The organism is Gorillibacterium sp. sgz306347 (genome assembly GCF_059735245.1).
The window spans coordinates 139,583-160,935 of sequence record NZ_JCAPET010000004.1; the positions used below are offsets into that span (position 1 = coordinate 139,583).

General features: G+C 60.0%; 18 protein-coding genes. All 18 read right to left on the bottom strand.

Features of this window, described 5'->3' with window-relative positions; genetic code table 11:
* Nucleotides 1-93: 93 nt before the first annotated feature.
* On the bottom strand, nucleotides 94-1,434 hold the full coding sequence (locus AC6I6H_RS04260) for an ABC transporter substrate-binding protein (RefSeq protein ID WP_497951770.1): 1,341 nt from the start codon (nucleotides 1,432-1,434) through the stop codon (nucleotides 94-96).
* Nucleotides 1,435-1,663: 229 nt separating this feature from the next.
* A complete protein-coding gene (locus AC6I6H_RS04265; protein WP_497951872.1) occupies nucleotides 1,664-2,500 on the bottom strand; it encodes an HAD-IIA family hydrolase in 837 nt (278 codons plus the stop codon).
* 210 nt (nucleotides 2,501-2,710) lie between these two features.
* Nucleotides 2,711-3,274, bottom strand: coding sequence for a glycerol-3-phosphate responsive antiterminator (locus tag AC6I6H_RS04270; protein ID WP_497951773.1), 564 nt, complete (start codon nucleotides 3,272-3,274; stop codon nucleotides 2,711-2,713).
* Between the two features lie 181 nt (nucleotides 3,275-3,455).
* The gene (locus AC6I6H_RS04275) at nucleotides 3,456-8,969 is read right to left on the bottom strand and encodes a glycerophosphodiester phosphodiesterase family protein (RefSeq protein WP_497951778.1); all 5,514 of its coding nucleotides are present in this window, start codon (nucleotides 8,967-8,969) and stop codon (nucleotides 3,456-3,458) included.
* A 255-nt stretch (nucleotides 8,970-9,224) separates the two neighbouring features.
* Nucleotides 9,225-9,950 (bottom strand): hypothetical protein, encoded by a 726-nt coding sequence (locus AC6I6H_RS04280; protein ID WP_497951781.1) that lies wholly within the window; start codon nucleotides 9,948-9,950, stop codon nucleotides 9,225-9,227.
* A 271-nt stretch (nucleotides 9,951-10,221) separates the two neighbouring features.
* Nucleotides 10,222-10,719, bottom strand: a complete 498-nt coding sequence (locus AC6I6H_RS04285) for an SRPBCC family protein (protein ID WP_497951785.1) — start codon at nucleotides 10,717-10,719, stop codon at nucleotides 10,222-10,224.
* A 246-nt stretch (nucleotides 10,720-10,965) separates the two neighbouring features.
* Nucleotides 10,966-11,115, bottom strand: a complete 150-nt coding sequence (gene rpmG / locus AC6I6H_RS04290; RefSeq protein WP_497951788.1) for a 50S ribosomal protein L33 — start codon at nucleotides 11,113-11,115, stop codon at nucleotides 10,966-10,968.
* 89 nt (nucleotides 11,116-11,204) lie between these two features.
* Nucleotides 11,205-11,474 (bottom strand): 30S ribosomal protein S14, encoded by a 270-nt coding sequence (gene rpsN / locus AC6I6H_RS04295; protein WP_497951791.1) that lies wholly within the window; start codon nucleotides 11,472-11,474, stop codon nucleotides 11,205-11,207.
* 314 nt (nucleotides 11,475-11,788) lie between these two features.
* Nucleotides 11,789-12,118: a (2Fe-2S) ferredoxin domain-containing protein gene (locus AC6I6H_RS04300; RefSeq protein ID WP_497951795.1), complete on the bottom strand. Its 330-nt coding sequence runs from the start codon at nucleotides 12,116-12,118 to the stop codon at nucleotides 11,789-11,791.
* Nucleotides 12,119-12,255: 137 nt separating this feature from the next.
* Nucleotides 12,256-13,488: an MFS transporter gene (locus AC6I6H_RS04305; RefSeq protein ID WP_497951799.1), complete on the bottom strand. Its 1,233-nt coding sequence runs from the start codon at nucleotides 13,486-13,488 to the stop codon at nucleotides 12,256-12,258.
* 102 nt (nucleotides 13,489-13,590) lie between these two features.
* Entirely contained in the window at nucleotides 13,591-14,607 is a 1,017-nt protein-coding gene (locus AC6I6H_RS04310) for an AAA family ATPase (RefSeq protein WP_497951803.1), read from the bottom strand.
* The gene (pnuC, locus tag AC6I6H_RS04315) at nucleotides 14,604-15,293 is read right to left on the bottom strand and encodes a nicotinamide riboside transporter PnuC (protein ID WP_497951807.1); all 690 of its coding nucleotides are present in this window, start codon (nucleotides 15,291-15,293) and stop codon (nucleotides 14,604-14,606) included. Before pnuC ends, AC6I6H_RS04310 begins: the two co-directional genes overlap by 4 nt.
* 52 nt (nucleotides 15,294-15,345) lie before the next feature.
* The gene (locus AC6I6H_RS04320) at nucleotides 15,346-16,110 is read right to left on the bottom strand and encodes an NUDIX domain-containing protein (protein WP_497951812.1); all 765 of its coding nucleotides are present in this window, start codon (nucleotides 16,108-16,110) and stop codon (nucleotides 15,346-15,348) included.
* Nucleotides 16,111-16,218: 108 nt separating this feature from the next.
* Nucleotides 16,219-16,716, bottom strand: coding sequence for a hypothetical protein (locus AC6I6H_RS04325; RefSeq protein WP_497951817.1), 498 nt, complete (start codon nucleotides 16,714-16,716; stop codon nucleotides 16,219-16,221).
* 622 nt (nucleotides 16,717-17,338) lie between these two features.
* Nucleotides 17,339-17,806, bottom strand: a complete 468-nt coding sequence (locus tag AC6I6H_RS04330; protein ID WP_497951822.1) for a pyridoxamine 5'-phosphate oxidase family protein — start codon at nucleotides 17,804-17,806, stop codon at nucleotides 17,339-17,341.
* Between the two features lie 118 nt (nucleotides 17,807-17,924).
* Nucleotides 17,925-18,395: a 2-thiouracil desulfurase family protein gene (locus tag AC6I6H_RS04335; RefSeq protein ID WP_497951828.1), complete on the bottom strand. Its 471-nt coding sequence runs from the start codon at nucleotides 18,393-18,395 to the stop codon at nucleotides 17,925-17,927.
* Nucleotides 18,396-18,458: 63 nt separating this feature from the next.
* Nucleotides 18,459-20,519, bottom strand: coding sequence for a M56 family metallopeptidase (locus AC6I6H_RS04340; RefSeq protein ID WP_497951834.1), 2,061 nt, complete (start codon nucleotides 20,517-20,519; stop codon nucleotides 18,459-18,461).
* A complete protein-coding gene (locus tag AC6I6H_RS04345; protein ID WP_497951840.1) occupies nucleotides 20,503-20,901 on the bottom strand; it encodes a BlaI/MecI/CopY family transcriptional regulator in 399 nt (132 codons plus the stop codon). Before AC6I6H_RS04345 ends, AC6I6H_RS04340 begins: the two co-directional genes overlap by 17 nt.
* Nucleotides 20,902-21,353 lie beyond the last annotated feature (452 nt).

The following is a 21,353-nucleotide window of genomic DNA, read 5'->3' on the forward strand; positions in this document are numbered from 1 at the left end:
GCGCAATGCAGTACCTCCCCGCACTTCCGGTATAAAGCAAGGCCGCGGGAGCGGACCGTCCGGCACGCTGTCCGCAGCCTTGTTATTCAAGCGTTACTTGTTAAAAGGAGCGAGCGCCTTGTCCGCTTCTTCCTGCGCCTTTTTCAGCGCATCCGCCGCAGTTGAGCTGCCGGTCAGCACAGCCTGCACCTGATCGCTCAGCGCCTTCATGACTTTGCCGTTGTTGTGGGTCGAAAGCTCGGCATCCGCATACTCCAGCTGATCGCGGGCGACGAGTGCCGCCGGGAAATCGGCCGCATACTGCTTCATCAAATCGGTTTCATAGGCCGACTTTTTCACCGCGACATACCCGGTGTCGATGCTCCACTGGGCGGCGCGTTCGGTTTCCGTCATGAACTTGACGAATTTCCAGGCCGCGTCCTGCTTGGCTTTGTCGATGCCTTTGAAAATATAGAAGTTGCCGCCGCCGGTCGGGCTGCCGTACGATTTCTTCTTCGGCAGGAAGGTGACGCCGAAGTCGAACTTGGCGTTGTTCTTGACGTTGGTCAGGTTGCCGGTGGTGTGGTACATCATGGCCGTTTTGCCTTCCAGGAAGTCCGAAGGCACCGTGCCCCACTCCGTCGCGCCTTCCGGCATGACTTTATCCTTTTGCGACAGGTCGGCCCAGAACTGCAAGCCTTCGACGTTCTCCGGGGTGTTGAACTGAACGGATTTGCCGTCTTCGCTCATCAGGTTTTTGCCGTTTTGCAGGGCGAAGGTTTGCAGCATCCAGTAGCCGTAACCCGTTACCGGGATTTCCAGGCCCCAGCGGCCGGGCTTGTTCAGCTTGACGGCGTAGTCGCGCATTTCCTCCCAGGTGGCCGGCGGTTTTTCCGGGTCAAGGCCGGCTTCTTTGAACGCATCCTTGTTGTAGTAAAGCACGATGGTGCTGCGCTGGAACGGAATGCTGTACGTATGCCCTCCGGTTTGCGAGTTGGCCATAAACGCCGGGTAGAAATCGTCCAGGTAGCCGCTCTCTTCGGAAGCGATGTAATCGTCAAGCGGCAGGATGGCATCCATGTCGAGCAGGCTGTACAGCTCGGTCGACTGGAGCACGGCAACGTCCGGCGGGTTGTTGCCCTGCACGCCCGCCTGGGTTTTGACGGCCGTATCGGCGTAGCTGCCGGTGTAGACCGGTTTGACGGTGATGTTGGGGTTCTCCGCCGTGAAGTCCTTCGCCATCTGTTCGATGGTGGCCGTCAAGGGACCGCCTACCGCGATCGGGTAGTAAAAGGTAAGCTCCATCTTTTCCCCGCTTGCGGGAGAAGCGGACGAAGCGGTCTCCGCGGCCGGCGAAGTGGAGGCGGTGGACGCGTTGGTGTTCGAGTTGGAGCAGGCGGCCAGAAGCGAGAAGCACAGAGCTAGGCTGGCGGCTTTGGCAAATTTGGGGCGCATGGATTTCTCTCCTTTTCTTCTTCCTATTTAGAGGAATGAACGTTGCATGGCCTGCGAGAGACGCAAGAGGCAAGTCCCACGTGCCGGAAAATAACGCTGCGAGAATGTTTGGGCCTTCGGGCGCTGACGCTCCTTCGGCTCCAAACCTTCTTTTCGCGGTGCGCATCGGTCGCCAAGCAAGTTCATCATCCCGTCCTGCCTGTTTTAACAGTAGCGAGGCAGCATTAACCTAGTATTCGATCTGTGTGAAACCGGTGTAAAATGACCGGTTGCGTGGAGACAGCCGGAGGAAGCTCTCCATGGAATCCCAGACGTAATCCGGCCGGAGCGGCGAACGGTTCAGCTCCTCCGGCGTCGCGATGCCGGTCAGCACGAGGGCGGTTTTGAAGCCGCACCGCGCTCCGAAGCGGATGTCGGTTTCCAGCCGGTCGCCGATCATCAGGCAGCGGCCGGCGGACAACCCGGACCATTCCAGCGCCTTGTCGCCGAAATACCGGTTCGGTTTGCCGATAACGGCTTCGGCGGCCTTTTCGCTGGCGGCTTCGATCGCCTTCAAAAGCGCCCCGGTGTCGGGAATCAGATCGTCCTCGATCGGACAGTTCGGGTCCGGATTGGCGGCGATGAGCGCCGCTCCGTGCCGCACCGCCGTCATGGCCAAATGCAGCTTCAGGTAATCGAAGCGCATGTCCATGCCGACCAGCACATGCGTGGCGGCAAGCGGGTCCGGCGTCGTGGCGATCTCCTGCTCCTCCAGCTCGCGGATCAGCGCCGGCTCGCCCACCGCCAGCACCCGGGGAGCGGCGGCACGCTCCTTCAGGTAGACGGCGGATGCGTAAGCGGCGGTCACCACTTCGTCCCGCTCCGCCTCCAGACCGAGGGACGCAAGCCGCTGCCGGCATTCCTCCCGGGTCCGGGTCGTGGTGTTGCTGAGAAACATCAAGGTTTTGCCGGCCCGGCGCAGCTCCGCAAGCGTTTCCGGCACACCCGGAAGCAGCCGGTTCCCGAGGTAAACCGTCCCATCCAAATCAAAAAAATATCCGTCGTAGTCCCACGCTTCCGGCAGAATCCTTACCCACTCCTTTCCAAACGAAAAACCCTTTTATGCGCGCTCCGCCGGCGCGCCGAAAAACGGCGCGTCCGCCTGCTGCATAAAAGGGTTTTCTCCTCGTCTCGTACCCTTTGTTATTCTTTTGCGAGTATCATCACGTTCAGTCTAACCGCCCAGTGTCATCGCTCTGTCATCGGGACATGAAGAATGTGTAAAGCCGCGCTTGCTTCAGGACCAGAGCTGGCGGTTGCCCATGGACACCGCGCTTGCCCCCGCCTCCAGGGCCAGCTCGATTTCGCTCTCGTCCCGGATCAGGCCGCCGGCGATAATCGGCAGGGAAAGGCTGGCGTCCAGCTCCCGGATGACGCGGGGAATCAGCCCCGGCATGATCTCGACCGCGTCCGCCCCGCTCTGCCGGATGTTCTGGATGCCGTGCTCCAGCGCCGACGTGTCGATCAGAAACAGCCGCTGGATCGCCAGCAGGCCGTTCTTTTTGGCGTGCTTCACGAAGTGGCTTTTGGTGGAGATGATGCCGGTCGGGCGGACCTTCTCCGCGATGTATTTCATCACGATGGGATCGCCGCCGAGTCCCATGATGAAGTCCACGTGCAGAAAAACTTTCTTTCCAGCCTTGAGGGCCCGTTCGACATACCCTTCCACCGTGAGCAAATCCCCGATCAGAAGAAAAATGACCGGCCAGCCGCTGCGGCAGGCCGCCTCCAGGTCCTCTTCCTTGCGGACCGCCGGAATCCGTTTGCTTAAGGTCAAGCCGGTTTGCAGATCGCGTTTCACTGTTATCCCTCCGTTGTCGGTGCAAGTAGCGGGCATGGCCCATCGCGGAAACATTTCCCTTTTACCCTAGCAGAGAATCATTAGAAGAGTGTTAACGCTCCCCTGGAAAACCGGCTCTCCCGGAAAACCCGGAAGAGCCGGCATTTGCAGAGGTCCCCTGCGGGCTTTTGGCGCGCGGAGATCAGTCGATCAATTCGGCCGTCCGCAGCAGCTTGGTGAGAATGACGGCCGATTGGGCGCGGGTGGCGATTTGCTCCGGTCCCAGCACATCGGCCGACATGCCGGACAGAAGCCCGAGGCCAAGCGCGGATGAAAAGGCCTCTTTGGCCCAGGCGGGAATCGCCGCCGCATCGCGGAACTTGGCGGCCGCATCCGGCGCGGGACCGCCGGCCGCCGGCTCGAAGCCGGCATAGGCGAGCGCCTTCATCAGCATGACGGTCATTTCCGCGCGGCTGATTTCCTTGCCCGGGCGGAAGCGGCCGTCCTCATAGCCGCTGACCAGCCCGGCGTCTGCCGCAGCCGCAACAGCGCCGGAGTACCAGGCGGCGGAGGCGATGTCGGAGAAACGTCCAGCGCCGCTTGCGGCGGGTGACGCGGGCAGATCGAGCGCGTTTGCCAGCATCGCGGCAAATTCCGCGCGGGTCACGGGGCGTCCGCCTTCAAAGCGGTTCCGGCCTGCGCCGGAAAGCACGCCTTTGTTGGCCAGCAGGCCGGCGTAATCGGCTGCCCAATGGTTGCGCATGTCGTCAAATTGGACGCTCCGGGTCAAGACGGCGAACAGGCCTGTTTCGCGGTGCTTCGCCGTCACCGTCGTCGTTCCGTTTTCGCTCCGGAAGACGGCGGGAACGAAGCGCAGCTCCCCCGTTACCGGGTCAATGCGAACAACGGTTGCATTCCTCGGGGCGACGGCGCCGCCGACGGTCCATTTGCCGTCTTGGTAGGCCGACAGCCCGGACGATACGGAGACCGTCCGGCCATCCGCGGCTGCCGCGACCGCTTCAAAAGCAACCGGTTTGCCCACGGCTTGCGCACCCTCGGCGCGGACGGCGGAGGAAACGCGCGCCGTTTCCTCCGCGCTGGCTTCGCGGATGGTAATGCGAAGCGTCAAGTCTTGCGCAGAGACGTTCAGCCGGGCGGCCAAAGCGTCCGGCCGGAGGCCGGCCAGGGCAAGCCGGTAGGTCCCGGCTTCGCCCGAAGCCGCAATTGCGGCATCCGGCTTTCCGGCCGCCTCCAGCAGAGCAGAGACCGGAATCGCGAGGCTGCTGCCGGTGAAGACGATTTGCACCTCGGAATGCGCCGCAAGGGATTGCTTCAGCGCAGCCGCATCAACCGTGCCGTTCTCGGCGGTCAGGCTGCCGGCTGGTGCAGGCGGGGCGGTCGGGCCGGGCGTAACGCCGGGATTGCCGGACCCTCCGCCCGGCGTTCCGCCGCCGTCGCTTCCGCCCGGCGTTCCACCTCCGCCGCCACCGCCCGGGGTCTCCCCGCCAGGGTTTTCTCCGCCAGGAGTCTCCCCGCCGGACGCCGCTTTGACTTTAATGGTCACCGGCGCGGTGTAAAGGTCGTACTTGCCCGCTTCATCCATTGAAGCCGTATAGCGCAGCAGAACCTGGGCCGTGCCCGTCTTGCCGGAAACAGCGGTGATTTTGGCGCCGTCCGTCGTGACCAGCTCCTGCCCCGTCAGCCAGACCAGCTCGGGCTGGACAACGGTTTCCTCGCCTTTGTGCGTTGCCGCCACCGCCGTCAGCTCGGCGCTTTCGCCCGGAGCAAGCGTATAGCGGTCTTTCGCTGCGGCAAGCGAAGCCGTCCATTCGGCCGGCCAGTTCGCATAGTCGGTGGTCAGCGCATAGACGCCCATGCCGTACAGCTTCATAAAATCGGCTTTGTTGTTGATCGTCCACGGCGAGACAATGATGCCCCGCTGGTGGGCCGCCTCCAGGAAGTTCTCGCCGATGCCGTAATACCCGACGTTAAACGTCGCGTTCAGGCCTTGAATTTGCCGCAGCGCGTCCCGAACGGACTTGTTCGGGTTGTCCTCGCTGGACGTGATGCTGTTGACCAAAAGCCCGACCGGACTTTCGGGCATCAGGCCCGAAAAGCGTTTGAGCTGGTCGGGAATAAACGACATCGTGTCCACGATCGCATCCGCGCCCATGCTCTTGAGCACGGCGGCATACGCGTCCACCGCCGCGGCCGTGCCGGTTTTGATCTCCGCCATCAGCATGGCGTTGCGCTCCTGCGCCAGCTCGATCTGCTCATTGAACGTCGGAATCCGTACATCCGGGTAGCCCTCGGGATACGGTTTGTTGGCGTTCAACTGCTTCAGTTCCTCCAGCGTAAAATCCTCTACTTTCCCGAAGCCGTTTGTTGTGTTCTCCAGCACCGAATCGTGAATGATAACCAGATACCCGTCTTTGGTCAGGTACATGTCGTTTTCAATAAAGTCCGCTCCGTAATCGAGCGCCAGCCGGTTGCCCTCCAGCGTGTTCTCCGGCGCCTGCGTCGGTATGCCGCGGTGGGCGATGATGTAGGGCTTGCGGATCAGCGTGATGCCGTGCGAATACACGCGATACGCTTCAAAAGCGGCGGCCGGCGCACCGGTGATAATCCCGTTCGTGCCGGTAGCGATCATCCGGTGCATGGCAGCGGAGTCGCCCGCCGCCGGGGCGCTTTCCCGGGTCCAGACCACGATCATACGCTGCTGCAGGTAGGCCGTCTTTTCGCGGGTCGCCGCGGAAGCCGGCAGGATGGCGATTTTGGCCAGACTGGCGGTTGTTTTCCGGCGGATGTCGAGCAGCGCCTCCTCCGTCAGCTCGCCGGCCGAGGAGAAGTCGACGATGCCCCGCGCCATCGGAAAAGCCGTGCGCATCCGCTTGACCAATTCGCCGTTGTCGGAGGCCACGAACACGTCCTCCAGCCCTTCGCTTTGCAGAAAGCCGGTCAGCTGATCGGCGGTTTCCTCGTCCGTTACATAAAAAGCGGGCATGCTGCCGTTCTGCAAAGCGGCGAGCGCGTCGGCCAGCGCGACCGGCTCCGTTCCGGCCGGACCGTGCACCTGCAATCCGCGGCCGAGCCGCAAAATAATCGTGGACGGCCGTTCCGTTTCCTTCAAAGCCGCATAAGCGCCGGCGCCCGTCCATTCGGTGATGACCGCCGGGGCGAGCGCGATGCCGGTTTCAGGCTTGACCGTCTTGACGAAGCGGTCTGCTGGCATCGGCGGAAGCGGTTCTTCCCTCAGCGTTACCCGCAGGTTGTCGACCTTCATCCGGCTGCCGTTCGCCTGAAGCCCGATGCCGCCCTTCAGGTAGCCGCCCGCCGAATCGGTATCCGTGAGCAGCTTGCCGCCGATCCACTGCTGCACCCGGCTTCCGACCGCGTGCACGGTGTAATGGTACAGCTTGCCCGGATCAATGGCCTCGTCATAAGAAGCGGTTTCCATCACCTTCCACGCATTGGCCGGCGTCCGTTCGGCGAATTCGACGCCGTTCACGGCCGTGGCGTTTTGGCGCACCGCCATTTGATAATAGGGATAATTGCCGTTTTGAATCCGGTACATGATCGAATTCCATCTTGCGCCGTCGTTCGCGGACAGATGGGTGACATCCGCTTCGATGGAGTAATCGCCGAACAGGCTCAGATAATCGGGCAGCAAAACGCGGGACGGGTTGTCCGGCGAAGCCGAAGCGTTCAGCTCGAAGGCGCCGTTTGTGACGGCGGCCGCTGCCGCAGTGGAGCCTTCCGCCCGCTTCCAGCCCTCCGGCAGCGTTCCTTCCGGAACCGCGTCGAAGTTTTCCTCGTACAGCACATAGCGGTCGTCTCCCGGTGCTTTCACAACAAGGAGAACGGCTGCTTCGGCGTCATCCTTTTGCGCCTTCAGCTTATAGACACCCCGCGCTGCGGCGAGAATCGCACCGTCCTGAACGGAAATCCCGCTGCTGTCCGCGGTCCATGCAGCTTGGTCTCCGGCTAGCGGACCGCTGGTAAAATCGCTCCAATCGGCCGTCAGCCCGATGTCCGAAAGCGGAAGCGGTGCGCCGGCCACAGCCAGCACATACCCCGGCTCATGCTTCAGCCCGATGGCCTTGGCTCCCTCGGCGGACGGCGTAACGCTCACGGAAACGGTCGTCCGCGCATTGGCATAGACGGCGGTAAGCTCGGCGTTTCCTTCGCGGATCGGGTGGACGCGGCCATCCGCCACCCGCAGCACGTTTTCGTCGGACGAATACAGCTTCAAGCGGCTCGCAGCGGCCGGCTCGGTCATTCCGTCCGAATAATACACGCTGGCGGTCACGCTGACCGGGCCGCTCAGGGCCTGCACAGACGCCGGAGCGGAAAGGTCCAGGCGATCCGCCGTAACGCGCGTAACCTTCAGGTTATCGAAGGAGACGGTGCTTTGATCGGCCTGGAAGCCGACCTTGCCGCGCGGCAGGAACGCCCCGGCCGGAAGCTCCGCATCCGCTAGCAGCGTGAATCCGCCGTCATCCGGTCCTTTGATGTACTCTTTGATGTTGGTTCCGACTACACGAGCTCTTAATGTATAAGGCTTATTCAGCTCTAGAGTTTTCCCCCAGGTCCCGGTTACCGGCACCAGCCAGGAACCGTCCGGCTTGCGGTAAGCCGCTTCATAGGTTCCGTTCTGACGAATCGCCATCTGGTTGTACGGCGCTTTGCCCTCGGAAGGGACATGGAACATCAGGGAAGCCCAGCGCGCGGCGTTCAGCACCTCGTGAAACGTCAGGTCCGCCTCCACGATGTAATCGTCCCACTGGACGGGCGCCGTCACCCGGCCCTGCTTGCCGGCGGCTTTTCCGGTAAAGGTCAGCGCACGGTTGCCGTATGTATTTTCCGTTACGGTAAACGCTTCGCTTCCCGCGTTCACGTCGGACAGCCATCCGTACGGCAGGCTGCCGGGCGCGGCGGCTTCAAAATCCTCCTCGAAAAGCACGGGATTCACTGCGCCGCTCACGGGATTCTCGCCGCTTAACGTTACTTTGCCGTAGCCTGTCGTATCGTTCCAGAAGGACGAGCTGTTATAGGCGCTCCAGTAAGCGGTACGCTGCTCGGACGTCCCCGCGCCGTACCGGTCGGTCACGCCGACCTCCAGCCCGAACTCCTTCGCCAGCCTCGGGTCGAAGCCGAGCGCTTCCCACGGAATGGCCGCTTCCAGCGCCCATCCGTCGCCGGTTTTGGCGATTGCCCGGAGAATCGCCGTCTCGTCCTTGCCGGTGTGGTTGTTAAGCGCCGCACCGAAATGAAATTCCGGCGTGGCCGAATCGGGACGGAACACGAAGCCCGCCTGCATGTCCCCGGCGCGGAACGGCGCGGATTGATGGAGCGTCGGGTCGAAGAACAGGTTGACGCTGTCCTGGTCAAACCAGTACCCGCCCGCGCCCGCGACCGGGGTCGTGTCCGTTACCTTCACGCCGACATACAGGTACGTATCGTCCCAGAGCAAGCCGAAAGCGGAGGGCTCCCCGGCTTCCGCTCCGCCGGCGGCTTTCAGCGGCCGGTCAATGCTCCAGAATGTTTCCTCCAGCTCGCCGTCAATTACGGGAGGCGTCGCGGTGCGGACGCCCGTCATGGCCGCCCGGCCGTCCTCGGCTGCGTGGGCCCTGGGCTGCAAAGCTCCGGGAGGCAGCAGGCCGCTCAACAGGACAAGCAGCAGGAATGCCGGCAAAAATCGGGTAAACCGTTTCATTCGTCTCTTCACTCCTTTCAGGATCGAGTGACAACGGCGGCAGCGGGTGCGAACCTCGAGACCTTGTAAAAAAACAAAAAATACCCTTTATTCCGCCTACAAGCAATCGCCAAAGCTGGCGACTCGTAAGCTGAATAAAAGGGTATTCTCCCAGTCTCGTACCCTGATGCCCGGTTGTCAAACGCTGTCTCTAACTCTAGCAGCGCTTTGTTATCCGGCCGTCATCGCAGGGTGAAGGTTTTGTAAACCGGCGGGTTATTCGTTCAGCGGGACTTGCCTGGCGAGCCGCTCGAACGTTTGGAGATGCGAGGCCGTCTCGGCCTGTGCCCGCGCGAGCTGCTCCACTGTTTTTTTGCGGAGCTTCTGCCCTTCGGTCCCGTCGAATTCAAGAAAGGAATACCGGATAGCCGTCTTCCCTTTGCGGTACTCCAGAATCGGGATCTGGGCTTTTTTCCACCGCTCGGTCAAGCCGCCGTTCGTATCATACAGCTCCAGGAACGTACTCCGGTCCACGTAGGAAAAACGGAACGGCGGATCGGACACCGCGTGCACCACGGTATAGCCCGCCGACAGCCGGTCGCCCGCAAACATGCCGGTCCGGATGGCGTTCGCGACCAGCGTTCCGTCCTCCGCCACCGTTTGTTGGGTCATCACGCCTTCCGCTTTGGCGTCATCCTTCCAGGTTCCCGTATAGACGATGGTGACGGTCTCGCCCCCCCGGGTGTCCCGGCTGACGTATTTGCCAAACCCGTTCCGTACGCCGTTCGTCCAATCGCCGGAGTAGGTTTTTTTGCCGTACCAGCTCATGGTGCCTTTTCCGTGCGGCTTGCCGTCCTGCACCTGACCGTAATAGGTCACGTTAGCCGAAAGGGTCAAATGCTCTTTGGCGGCGGCGGCTTGCGCCGCGGGAGTTCCCGGATCTGCCGCGGTTAGGGATAAGCCGATCAGGATTGCGGCGGCGAGCAGACGTCTTTTTTTCATGAGGTTCGCTCCTTGTCTCGAAAAATGGATGGACCGGGAGCAGAAGACTTTCACTCCTCTGCCAAATGCCCCCATGAAACAGACGGCGCGGCGGCGGAAAAAGTTGGAGCCTTGCGCACAGGGCCCGCAGCCCCTTCCTTCGGAAAACCGGATGCCTCGGATTGATTGCCCGCCGCCGTCCTGCCTCTCGCGTTATTCCTGCGCCTTCTTCCGTGCGTCGGCCACTTTCCCCCTCTCCGGGGGGGCCTTTCTTGCCGCCAGCTTTGCCAACTTACTCCCGGGCAGGCGCCGGGCCGCTCTGCGGCGCTCCGGACGGCCGTTCTCCCCCCAGCATCCTGGAAACCGCCTTCGCGCCTTCCGCCATCATCCGGTTGTGGTTCCACGCGTAGGCAGGCCGCAGCAGCGGAGCGAGCGCGTTCATCCAGCGCTTGTTCGTCCGCACCTCCCACCGGCACGTCAGCAGCGTGTGCGCTCCTTTCCGGCTCAGGCGGCATGTGCCCGAGCCCTCCAGTTCGCCTGAGGCGGTAAATTCGATAACCGACGGCCTCTGCCTGCGGACGACCCGGGAGGTAAAGCGCAGCCGGTAAAACAGCTTGGTGCGAAAAATCGCATCATATTCGTCCCCGGCTCCGTCCGGCCGGCATTCTTTGATTTTGACCAGCGTAACGCCCTTCCAGCCGTCCAGCCGCTCCACCTGGCCCAGCAGCTCCCACAGACGCTCCGGCTCCGCTTCAAACAGCCACACCGTTTCAAATCGGTACCGTCTCATTCGTCAGCTCCTCCGGGTTTGATAGCTATCTATACCCGTTCCGGAGGGGGCTAACGATTGCAGAAGAGCTTATTTGGCCAAAAAGGCGCCCTTTTTATTTAACGGTTATGACAGAGCCTATTTGACCAAGAAAAAGGGAAGTCCGAACGTGAAGCGGATCGAGGAGTGAACGGCATGCCGGGTGGCTTTAACAGGCCCACGTAATTCTCTTATTCCGTCCCGCACTTCTCTGCCCAAACGGAAGGATCAGCGGGTTTCGCGGTGCAGGGTGTGCTTTTTGAGCCGCGGGCAGTATTTGCGGAGCTCCATCCGTTCCGGATGATTTCGTTTGTTCTTGGTCGTGGTGTAATTCCGGTCCCCGCACTCGGTGCAGGCCAAGGTTACGATTACGCGCATAGCCGGACCTCCTTTCTATGAGAAGGAATCAATGTGCCGATCCGTTTAGGCAGCTCTATATTTTCACGACGCAGGCAGGGCGCCGCTGTTTACCAGCTCGCTTTTTTCACGCCGGGAATTTGCCCTTTGTGCGCCAGTTCCCGGAATTTGATGCGGGATACTTGAAATTTCCGCAAGTATCCCCTCGGCCTTCCGGTCATTTGGCAGCGGTTGACGAGCCGGGTCGGAGACGAATCGCGGGGCAGCCTGCCGAGCGCCTCGTAATCGCCCTTTTCCTTCAGTTCCCGGCGAATCTCCGCGTATTTCCGCACCATTTCCTCTCGCTGCCGCTGCCGGACCACTTTTGATTTTTTGGCCATTTCCAAACCTCCTATATCGTAATTTTTACTATTTGATAAGAATACGCTGCTTCCGCGCTTCTGTCAACCGGGATAAAAACGGCAAAAAGCCTTCCGGCAGAAGAACAGAACCCCCTTCGCCAAAAAGCTTTTTCGAAACGCCCCGCCAATGCCGGAACGCTCTATAATCACAAGCAGGCGCTCCTTCCGGCGCCTGCCGGAAACCTTCTGCGCACCGGTCGCCACAGGGCCAGATTTCCCGCTTATGCCGGAAACCTTCTGCTCACCGGTCCGTACGGCCCCCGATCCCCCGCTTATGCCGCAGCGCCTCCGCTCTACCGCTTTTTGCTTCTCCCTCCGGGAATCCGGTAAAGCAAGCGGTCCTCCAGAACCTCGCCTTTGACAAGGCGGCGAACCAGCTTGCGCCCCGCTTTCGGCGTCATGCCGCCGTACCAGTCGCCGTCCGGATAAACAATCACGACGCAGGCGTCCTTGCAGCGTCCGTTGCACAGCGTCCTCGTGGTGTGAAGCTCTGCTTTTGCATCCTGCTCCTTGATTTCCTCACGGATGGCCTTCGCCACCTCTTCGCCCCGGTTTTTGAGGCAGCTTCCGCCGTTGCAGATCAGGATATGCCGCTCCACCCGGTCCAGTTTTATGCTCCCCATCGCTGTCCCCTCCCGCCGTTCTTTTCCGCCGGTTTCCTTCCAGATCCGACGCAAACAAGGGCCCGCCACCAGATGGCGAACCCTTTTTATTGTACCCGATATCCGGAAAGAACGCCCGTTTCGAGCGGCAGCCGCCGTCACGTAAATTTCGGCCGGGGCTGCTTGGCCCGGATTCGTTTCGGGTAGATTGCCAGCCAGGCAAGCCCGAGGCAGAGGAGTCCGACGCCCGAAAAAACGCCGAACAGCAGCTTTTCCCGGCCCAGCATGAACGAGGTAAGCAGCGGACCGGCGGCGACGCCGATAAACCGCATGCTGCTGTACAGGGAGGTGATCGTGCCCCGGTGCTTTTTGCCGATGCCGCTTGTAATCAGCGAGTCCAGGCTGGGCAGCGCAAGGCCGATGCCCGCCCCGCCGGCGGACGTCAGGGTTAGCAGGGCCGTCAGGCCGCGCAGGCCCGCAAACGTTATTACTCCCATGGCGGCGGTTAAAAGCGTCATTCCGGTCACCGTGCACCATTTCATCTTCATCTTGTTCTCGCCCACAAACTTGCCCGTCAGAAAAGAACTCAGGCAGATCGCGCCGAGCGGGATGGCCAGCAGCAGCCCCTTGCGAATGCCGTCGGTTTGGTAGCGCGTTTCCAACACGGACGACAGGTAATACAAAACCCCGAACATTACATACATCACGATGCCGCCGATCGCAAAGATGGCGTACAGCCACCGGCCCTTTTCCCGGAGAATCTCCTGAATGCCGCTCATGAACGTCTTGAAGGACCGGTCTTTCTTTTCCTGCTTTGGCGCTTTTACCCATGCAGCCACCCCGATTATCGAAACCGCCGCAAGGGCCGGGATGATGGCGAGCGGCAAAAACCAGAGGGCCGCCGCAAGCGCGGAGCCGAGAATCGGACTGACCACCTTGCCGAACGTGTTGGAGGTTTCAATCATGCCAAGCCCGCTGCTGACCTCTTCTTCGCGTTTAAACATGTCTCCGACAAGCGGCAGCACGATCGGAAACGCCCCCGCCGCGCCGATGCCTTGAATGAACCGGCCGGCCAGAATGCACGCGTAAGCGGTGAATTGCCGGAGGAGCCAGGCGGAAAGCCCGGAAACTACCCCCCCTGCGGCGACAAGCGCAAGGCCGACCAAAATGATCTTTTTGCGGCCCAGCCGGTCGGAGAGGTACCCCGCCACCGGAATGCAGACAATCGAAACCGCGGCGTATACCGTAATGATCAGACTCGATTGCACCGGGCTGATGCCGAGCCGTTTTTCCATCAACGGAAGCACGGGGATGAGCATGGAGTTCGCCAGCGTCATGATGAGCGGAATGGAGGCCAGCGCCGCCAGGTCGCGCTTCTTCTTAATTGCCATGGAACACCGCCTTCCTGAAGCTTGCAGAAACCGATGCCGTTAGCTTGCCTTGTTCCGGCAAAAACCATACTATCCCGCTATGCTTATCCGCCCGCCTGAACGTTAGAGCAATTCGCCGGGACTTCCGAATTTCCGGTACCGCGAAAGAATCGCCTGCACTTTCTCCATCCGCTCCGCAAGCGTTCCCGTTAAAGGAATAAACGGCACGCGGCGCTCGCGCAAATCGGCCAGAATCTGCTTTTGGAATACGGTCCGGTTCGCTTCGCCCGACCGGTCCCACGTATCGTCGTACGGGATGTCGTCCCCGCAAACAAACACAAGATCGTAGCGGGTCTCCGCCCGGCGGGCCAATTCCCCCAGCCGGGGGTGGGCTTTCCCGTGATAGGACCGGGAAAACATGTACGTCGTAATCGCATTGGTATCCACAAACAGCACCCCGCTTGCTTCCAGGGTGAGGGCGTCCTCCCGTTCCAGATGCCCTTCGGCGATTTCGACCAGCTCCTCCAGGGTCAGCCTGCGGTCGATCTGATGGGCTTCCCAATATTCCCGCCCGTACTCCGGCATGGCCGCGGTGCCGTATGCCTTGGCCAAAGCTTCTGCTATGGTCGATTTTCCGGTAGACGGGGCGCCGAGGAAAACCGCCTTCACGACCAGATCGCGATACACGAGCGGGTCGACAAAGGCCCGGTGCTTCCACGGCTCGGCGCGCACCGCCGTGCCGGAAACCGGCACCAGCGCCCGTTTCGGATCGACCTGGCGGTTGACCGCCCCAAGCGCGGCACTCATGTGCTCCCCGTAAAACTCGCTGGAGTAAAAATGCGTGACCCGGCGTCCGCCAAGGAGCCCCAGGATGTACTTTTCCTGTACCCGTTTGATTTCCGGCGTGTCGCCCATCTCCTCCGGACCGTCCCACGCTTCGATCACTTCCACCTCCGGGTACAGGGCGCGAATCCAGCCCGCGCGGACCGACAAGGGAATCGGGGTTGTAGCCGGGCAGTCGTAAATAACCGCGATCACATGCTCCGTCTCGGTCAGCGCCTGCCGAATCATCAGCTCGTGGCCCTTATGAAACGGGGCGAATTTGCCGAGCGTCAGCCCGACGGTTCCTTTTGCCGTCATACGCGGCCCCTCCCTTCCGCCTCAGCCGTACGGAGCGCCGGGCCCTGCGGCGCTCGCTCCGCCGCCTGCAGATTTTTGCGCCAGTTCCACCAGCCCGACAGACAGATGAGCAGGAAGACAAAGTAGGTCAGCGACATCATATGCAGATCCTTGTACCAGTACATGCCGACGGAAAGAACGTCAACCGTTATCCAAAGATACCAGTTCTCCATAACCTTGCGGGAGAGAAGAAACTGGGCGGCCATACTGAGCGTGGCTACAAAAGCGTCCAGGTAGGGAATAGAAGCATCGGTGTAGACGCCGAGGCCATACCCCCAAGCAAGCGAGAAGAGAGGGACAGCCGCCAGCATCCCAAGCCAGCCAGGCTTTCCAAGCCTTGAAGTGGGCCGGACCTTCCGACCCTCCCGTTTGGTCAGCCAGACAGCCAAGCCGTACACGCTGAGCGCGAAAAAGACGATTTGCAGCGTCAGATCCGCATACAGCCGGACTTCGTAAAAAATCCAGGCAAAGGCGGCGATATTCACAAAGCCGATCAGATAAGTCCAGATGCTTTCCTTCGCAGCCAGCCAGACGCTGATCAGACCCGTGGCCGAAGCGACAATCTCCAGCCAGGTGCTGGAGGTGAAATAGGCGACAGCGCAAAACGCAAGGACCGCGCCGATGGATGTGACTGTTTTGGCGTTCAAGTGAATCCCTCCTACACTATCATATCGACATTATCAAGCTTTAAAAAAAGAATCAGCCGTAAATCGACAGCTTCGGCTCATGGCCGGTAAACCGGTACAGCTGGGCGGCGCGTTGGGAAAACTCGTCGGAGAGCTTCAGCTCGCCTTTCCCGTCGCGCACCTCCTCCAGGATGTCCTGCCGGCGCTGCGTCTTTTTCATTTTGCGAATGAAATTGTCTTCCTCAAAGTCAGGCACCACCGTGCGGATCACCTGGCGAAGCTGTCCCAGAGTAAATTCCTCCGGCAAAAATTCCTTGGCAATGGTTGTGCTCAGCATCCGCTCCCGGATCGAAGCCAAGGCGTCCGCAATGATCTCTTTGTGGTCGAACGCAAGCTCCATGCAGGTCAGCGCTTCCTCCACGGGGAACAAACCCACGTCCGAGGCGTCCGTCGCCGCTTTGCGGTTTTGCAGGTATTTCTCGTTGACGAGCGAGCAAAAGGCATGCGAAATGATCCAGCCCCGCGGATCGCGTCCGGGAGCGCTGTATACATTCAGATAGTCCATGCGGATTCCGTCCAGCCCGGTTTCCTCCTGAAGCTCCCGCCGCGCCGTTTCATACATCGATTCCGTCTCTTTGGAGAAACCGCCCGGCAGCGCCCAGGCGCCTTCGAAGGGCCAGCCTTTGCGGCGGATAAGCAGCACGCACAGTTCCCGCTTGGGCAGGGATTTGTTTGCGGTCGGCCGCGGCTCCGATGTAATGGTGAACACCACGATATCGGCCGGCGCGCCGTCCGGCGTGCGGTAATTGGCGGCGGAATAGCCTTCTTTTGCGCTCATGTGCGACCCCCCTCATTTATAATGTCATTATGATATTATGGGTGGCGTTTGTCAAGATACCGCTGTAAAAAAACGGCCGCGCCTTCTGCGGAAAGCGCGGCCGCCAAATCAGAGCACCTGATGGTTTTTAAAGCTGCGGTAAGCGAGAGGCAGGGCGGCCAGCGTTGCCACCAGCATCACGGCCGTCATCATCAGCGGCTCCGGCACGGGCAAACCGAAGGGGCGATACAGCTCGTAACGCGAGAGGGCGGAGTAGCCGTCCAGCAAATGGCCGGGGAGCAAATGAACCAGGTTGTTGAAAAGCCGGCTGCCCTTGCTTGTCGGAAGGAATAGCGGCGCAAACAAGAGCGCGCTGGCACAGACGATGACCAGAAAAGAAGATTTCAACCGGGACGAAAGGAACAAAGAGATGGCCGTTATCATGATACAGGCCAGGTACCCGAGCAAAACGCTAACCAGGTACACCTGCAAAATCGTCAGCGGATAAGGGGAAAGCAAGCTCAGGATCTGCAAGCTCGTTTGCCCCCCGCGGAAGCCGACCACCGCAAGCATGATCAGGCTGTAGGATAGAACCGCAAGCAGGTAAACGCCGCTCGTAAACAACATGGAGGCTTTCAGCTTGGCCGCGATTAGCTTGCTCCTGCCATAGCGCGAGGAAAGGATGACGGCGTCGGCCCCGGATTGTTACTCGCCCGCAAACACCGGCTCCGCACAGGGGTTACTTACTCCGTCTATCTCAGCGATCCTGTCGGGCCGCCATCTTCTTCCTGTTCTGTCCGGCTACCGTCAGCGCCTGCCTGTTTGCCTCGTTCTCCCTTCCTTTCTCTCTGCTTATGGCGGGCCATGCCAACGAAGCCAGGAAAAAAGGCAAATAGGTGCACAGCGACACTTATTTTCGATGGTGTCCTGCTCCGATCGCGAAATAATTCCCTACACGCACTTAAACCCGACTAAACAAACGGTATTCGAAGAAAAACGGAGAAATAATTGCTTTTTTGCATCTAATCGGTCGATAATAGTCGGAAATGCTCAGATTAGTTGCTTTTTTGTACTTCCTGTCTTTCACGCTGCAAGCAAGAAACCCTCCGGTTAATGGGAAATTCGCGCCCGCTGCCCTTTTGCACAATAAATGACTGCCGTGCCTTTCTCGACAGCCTGAGAGATGGACCGCCAATCGGTCCATGCCCTTTTGATTTGTCCTCTGTTCTTTACGGCCCGGACAGCCCGTTTACTGCATCCGCGCTTTTCCCGTCATATGCTCGATCCGGATTTTCATTACCTTGGCGGCATGCCCGGCGCGGCGGACGTACTGCTCGCCTTTCTCCCGGAAGGCGGGAGAAAATTTGGAGATGAACGCAAGCAGCGCCTTCTGCTTGTCCTCCCCCGACGCCTCGGAAGCGATCCCGAAGACGATCACGCTGCGGTAGTTGGTGCTGAACGATTCCGGCTGAAGCTCGACGCCGCTTGTGACGCAGAACGAAACCTTGGCGCAGGCTTCAATATTGTCCAGCTTATGCCCCTCGGGCGCGGAATGAAAATACAGCCGGTCTCCGTCGAGAACGTAGTTGACCGGCGTTATGTAAGGATATCCGTCCGTACCGTACGTGGATAAGTAACCGTACTCGCCGTCGGCGAGAAGTTGCCGGCTTTCCTCCGGCGGCAGCTGCCTGTCTTTTCGGCGCATTTCCCGAAACATGGCTTCCTCTCCTTTGCGGTTTCTTTTAGCCAGTCAGAAACAGCGCGCACCGGCTGTTGGCGGAACGGCCCGGGAAGCCGGTCCGGCTTTTCCGACGGCCACCCGATGCCCCGCCTGTTCAATCGCACAGGCTGCGCAGTTGACCGAAAAAGTCCTTTTCCGACATCACCCGGATGCCTTCGCGGCGAAAAAGAGCCGCCGTCACCCCTTCACCCGGGATTTTCCGCCCGGTGAAGGTGCCGTCGTAAATCATGGCACTGCCGCAGGAGGGGCTGTTTTCCTTCAGCACGACGGCCGTTCCGTTCATCCCCCGCACCGTTTCCAGCGCCCGGCGCGCGCCCTCGACAAAAGCCTCTGTCACATCTTTGCCCGATTTGTCGATCACGCGGGCTCTGCCCGCCAGCACATCTTCCCCCGTACCGCCGACAATTTCGGCGGGCTCACGCGGCGTCGGGAGACCGGCCAGCACCTCGGGGCAAAGCATCGCGGCCTCCCCGGCTTCGACCATCTCCTGTAGCGCCGGAACCCGGTTATGCCTGGCGTCATACCGGCATTCCAGTCCCGCCAGACAGGAGCTTACCAAAATCATGCGCAGCGCCTCCTCATCCCTTACCTCCCGGCCAGTCTTTCCCGGTCGGCTTCACTCGTTTCCTTACCTTTTGCTGATCTCGACCAAAAAGGTTTCGGGGGAAACACCGAATTTGCGCCCCAGCTCCGCGGCAATGCCGCCGGCTATTTTTTCCGCTTCGTCATTCGGCCCTCGCTTCAGCGCTTCAAGCACAATGGCATCGACGCTGTCCCGTTCCTCCTGCAGGGATTGATAATCCCGGATGTCCAGAAGCGCGTTACGGGCAAATACCTTGGCAAAATAGGGGCTTCCCGCCGAGGAGCAGCCGCTGCTGAGCGGAAACGTCTCCGATCCGCGGTAGGTAAAACGGCCGTCCTTTGCCTCGATGATAACCGTTTCTTCATACCCAAAGCCAGCTTTTTTTAACGCGCGGTACAGCTCCGCGTCGCTGATTTGCGCGATCGTTTTGTCGATTCTCAGCCCCGGGGGCTCCGGTTCCGGGCCGGGAGTGTATTGAGGCGCGCTGTACAAGGAATGAAGCTTCCCTTCCCGCTCGATTTTGTAGCTGCGGATGCCGTCGAACACAAACGCGAGCCGCGAATCGCGGTGTTCCTCCAGATAACGGGAAAAATCGGCTTCCAGCTGCCCGACAATCTTTTCCGAACTTAACTGTTCAGGCGTTTTGGTTTCCATTATCGTCTTCAAACCCTGCAGATACGTATCGAGGATCGCTCCCCTTTCGCCAACCGTCAGACTTTTGGGGTCTTTCACTTGATAGCGGTAATCGAATTCCAGCTGAGCGCCCATCTCCTTGCCGCCCTGCCGAAAGGGAACATATACCCCAGCTGACAATCCGGCGGCTATTTGCCCTACTTCATCCGGCCCGCCTAAGTATTTATCAACCGTCGTCTCCTCCGCATTGCCGCCTTTTTCACTGGCGGAGGCGGTGGAAATCCCCGGTGCCGCGCCGTTTGCGGCAGCCGTGATTTGCCTCGACGGAACCGAAGCCGCATAAGGCTCCGTGAAGGCGGAGGTCTCCATCTTCTGAGGAGCAAGGGAAGCAATCTTCGCGTTAGCCGCCGAGCCGGTCCAAACCCCCGCTCCCGCTATCAACGCCACAAAAGCTGCTCCAGCCGTCCGCATTTTTTTGGTGGTGCGTTTGGTATGAAGCATCGACAGCAATCTCCTCTTCACATCGTTTTTCCTGTCGCAAAAGGTAGCGGAAAACCCGACGGTTTTCCCCGTTTCCCGGGCAAGAACCCCCAAAATGGTTTCGCCGTAGAACCGCCGTTCGCTCAGATCGAGTCCGCGGACAACCTGCTCGTCGCAGGCCATTTCCATGTGCCGGTCCAGGTCCGCCGCAAAAAAGTAGACAAGCGGATTGAACCAATGCACCGCCTTGACCAGAATGGCCGCGCCTTTCACCCACATATGCCTGCTTTTGCAATGAATAAGTTCATGGCGGAGGATGAAGCCAAGCTCCCGCTTGTTCAGCTCTTGTTCGGGCAGAATCAGGCAGGGAGAGAAAAAGCCGGTCACAAAGGGCGTATGAACCGAATCGTTTGAGTAAAGCGCCACTTTCCGGCGCAAGCCCATTTCGGCTTTGAAGGCTTGCATCATTTCATACGCCTCCCCGGCTTCAAGCGGCAGGCTTGTTCGCCTCAGGCGCCCCCGGAACCGCGCGTACCGGATGCTTTTCGTCAGGAGCACAGCGGCAGCGCCCATAAACCAAACGGCCGCAACCCAGTGAAGCGCGGAAGCCGGAACGGTCAGGGACGGCCTGCTCTTGTCGTGCGGCGCCGGGTCGGCCTGGTGTGGGGTGCCGCCCCCTTTACTGACGTAAAAATCGGCGGCGGTCCCTCCGGCTGTCGTCGATCCTGTCTCCGCGCCTGTCGAACCGTACAGAACGTAGGCAGGGTTGGCCTCCGCTGTCTTGTGCGTGTCTGCGGCGTAACGGTCGTACCCGTCCGCACCGATGCCTCCTGCCGGCAGAAGCAGGAACAGGAGAACCAGAAGGCGGCTCCGGTAATGCCAAGTAGCGGACATCCGTTTTCCCGTCCAGGGGGCCAGCGCCAGCAGGAGCAGGAACATTCCTCCGCCGGTCAGGGAAAGAACCAGAATCTGCTTGCTAATGGCTGCCGTCATCGTCCGCGCCTCCCAACCGGGAGAACCAGTTCCTCAATTCGTCGATCTCCTTGGGACTGAGATCGTTGCCGTTATAAAGGGCCGCCATAAATTCCTTGACAGACCCGTTGTGCACCTCATTGAGAAAAGACCGGGACTCCATGCTTTTGTACTCTTCCGCCGTTACCGCAGGCGAATACAGGTTCATCTTCTTCCGCTTATCCGCCTTCACAATCCCTTTCTCAGCCAGACGGGCCAAAAAGGTAAGCACCGTAGTCGGCTTCCAGGCTTTTTGCTTGTTCAGCTCCTGCAAAACCTCCGTAGAGGTAACCGGGCGCCCTGCGGCCCAAATGATCTGCATAACCTCCGCTTCCGCCTCCGACATTTTCTGGAATGGGGCCATGGGACCTCTCCTTTCATTTTTCTACACCGTGTAGTTTATGTTTATTCTACAACGTGTAGAAGTTTGGGTCAAGAATAACCGCAAGATTGCTCCTCGCTTCCTACGCCCATCTCCCTGTTTGCGTCGCGCTGTAAGAATTCGGGGGCGGGTACAACGGCAATTCGGCTGCTCTGGATGATGGATTCCCATAACTTCTCGTGCGATCTTCTTTGCCTCTACTTTGAACTAACGCAGCCAGACGTCGGTCGTCGGGCCTTTCAATCCGGCAGGCTCTTTTCTACCCTGAACGAAAGCGGGTCTCTATTCACTAATTGTGGCACCCGCATCAGCGCGTGGACAGCTAACGGTTGTGACAGGGCTTATTTGGCAAAAACGCCCGTGTTTCTTTTTCTACCCTGAAAAAAACGCAACGTCATAGTCTGTGGTGCCCGCCAGGGCATGGGTGGCTAACG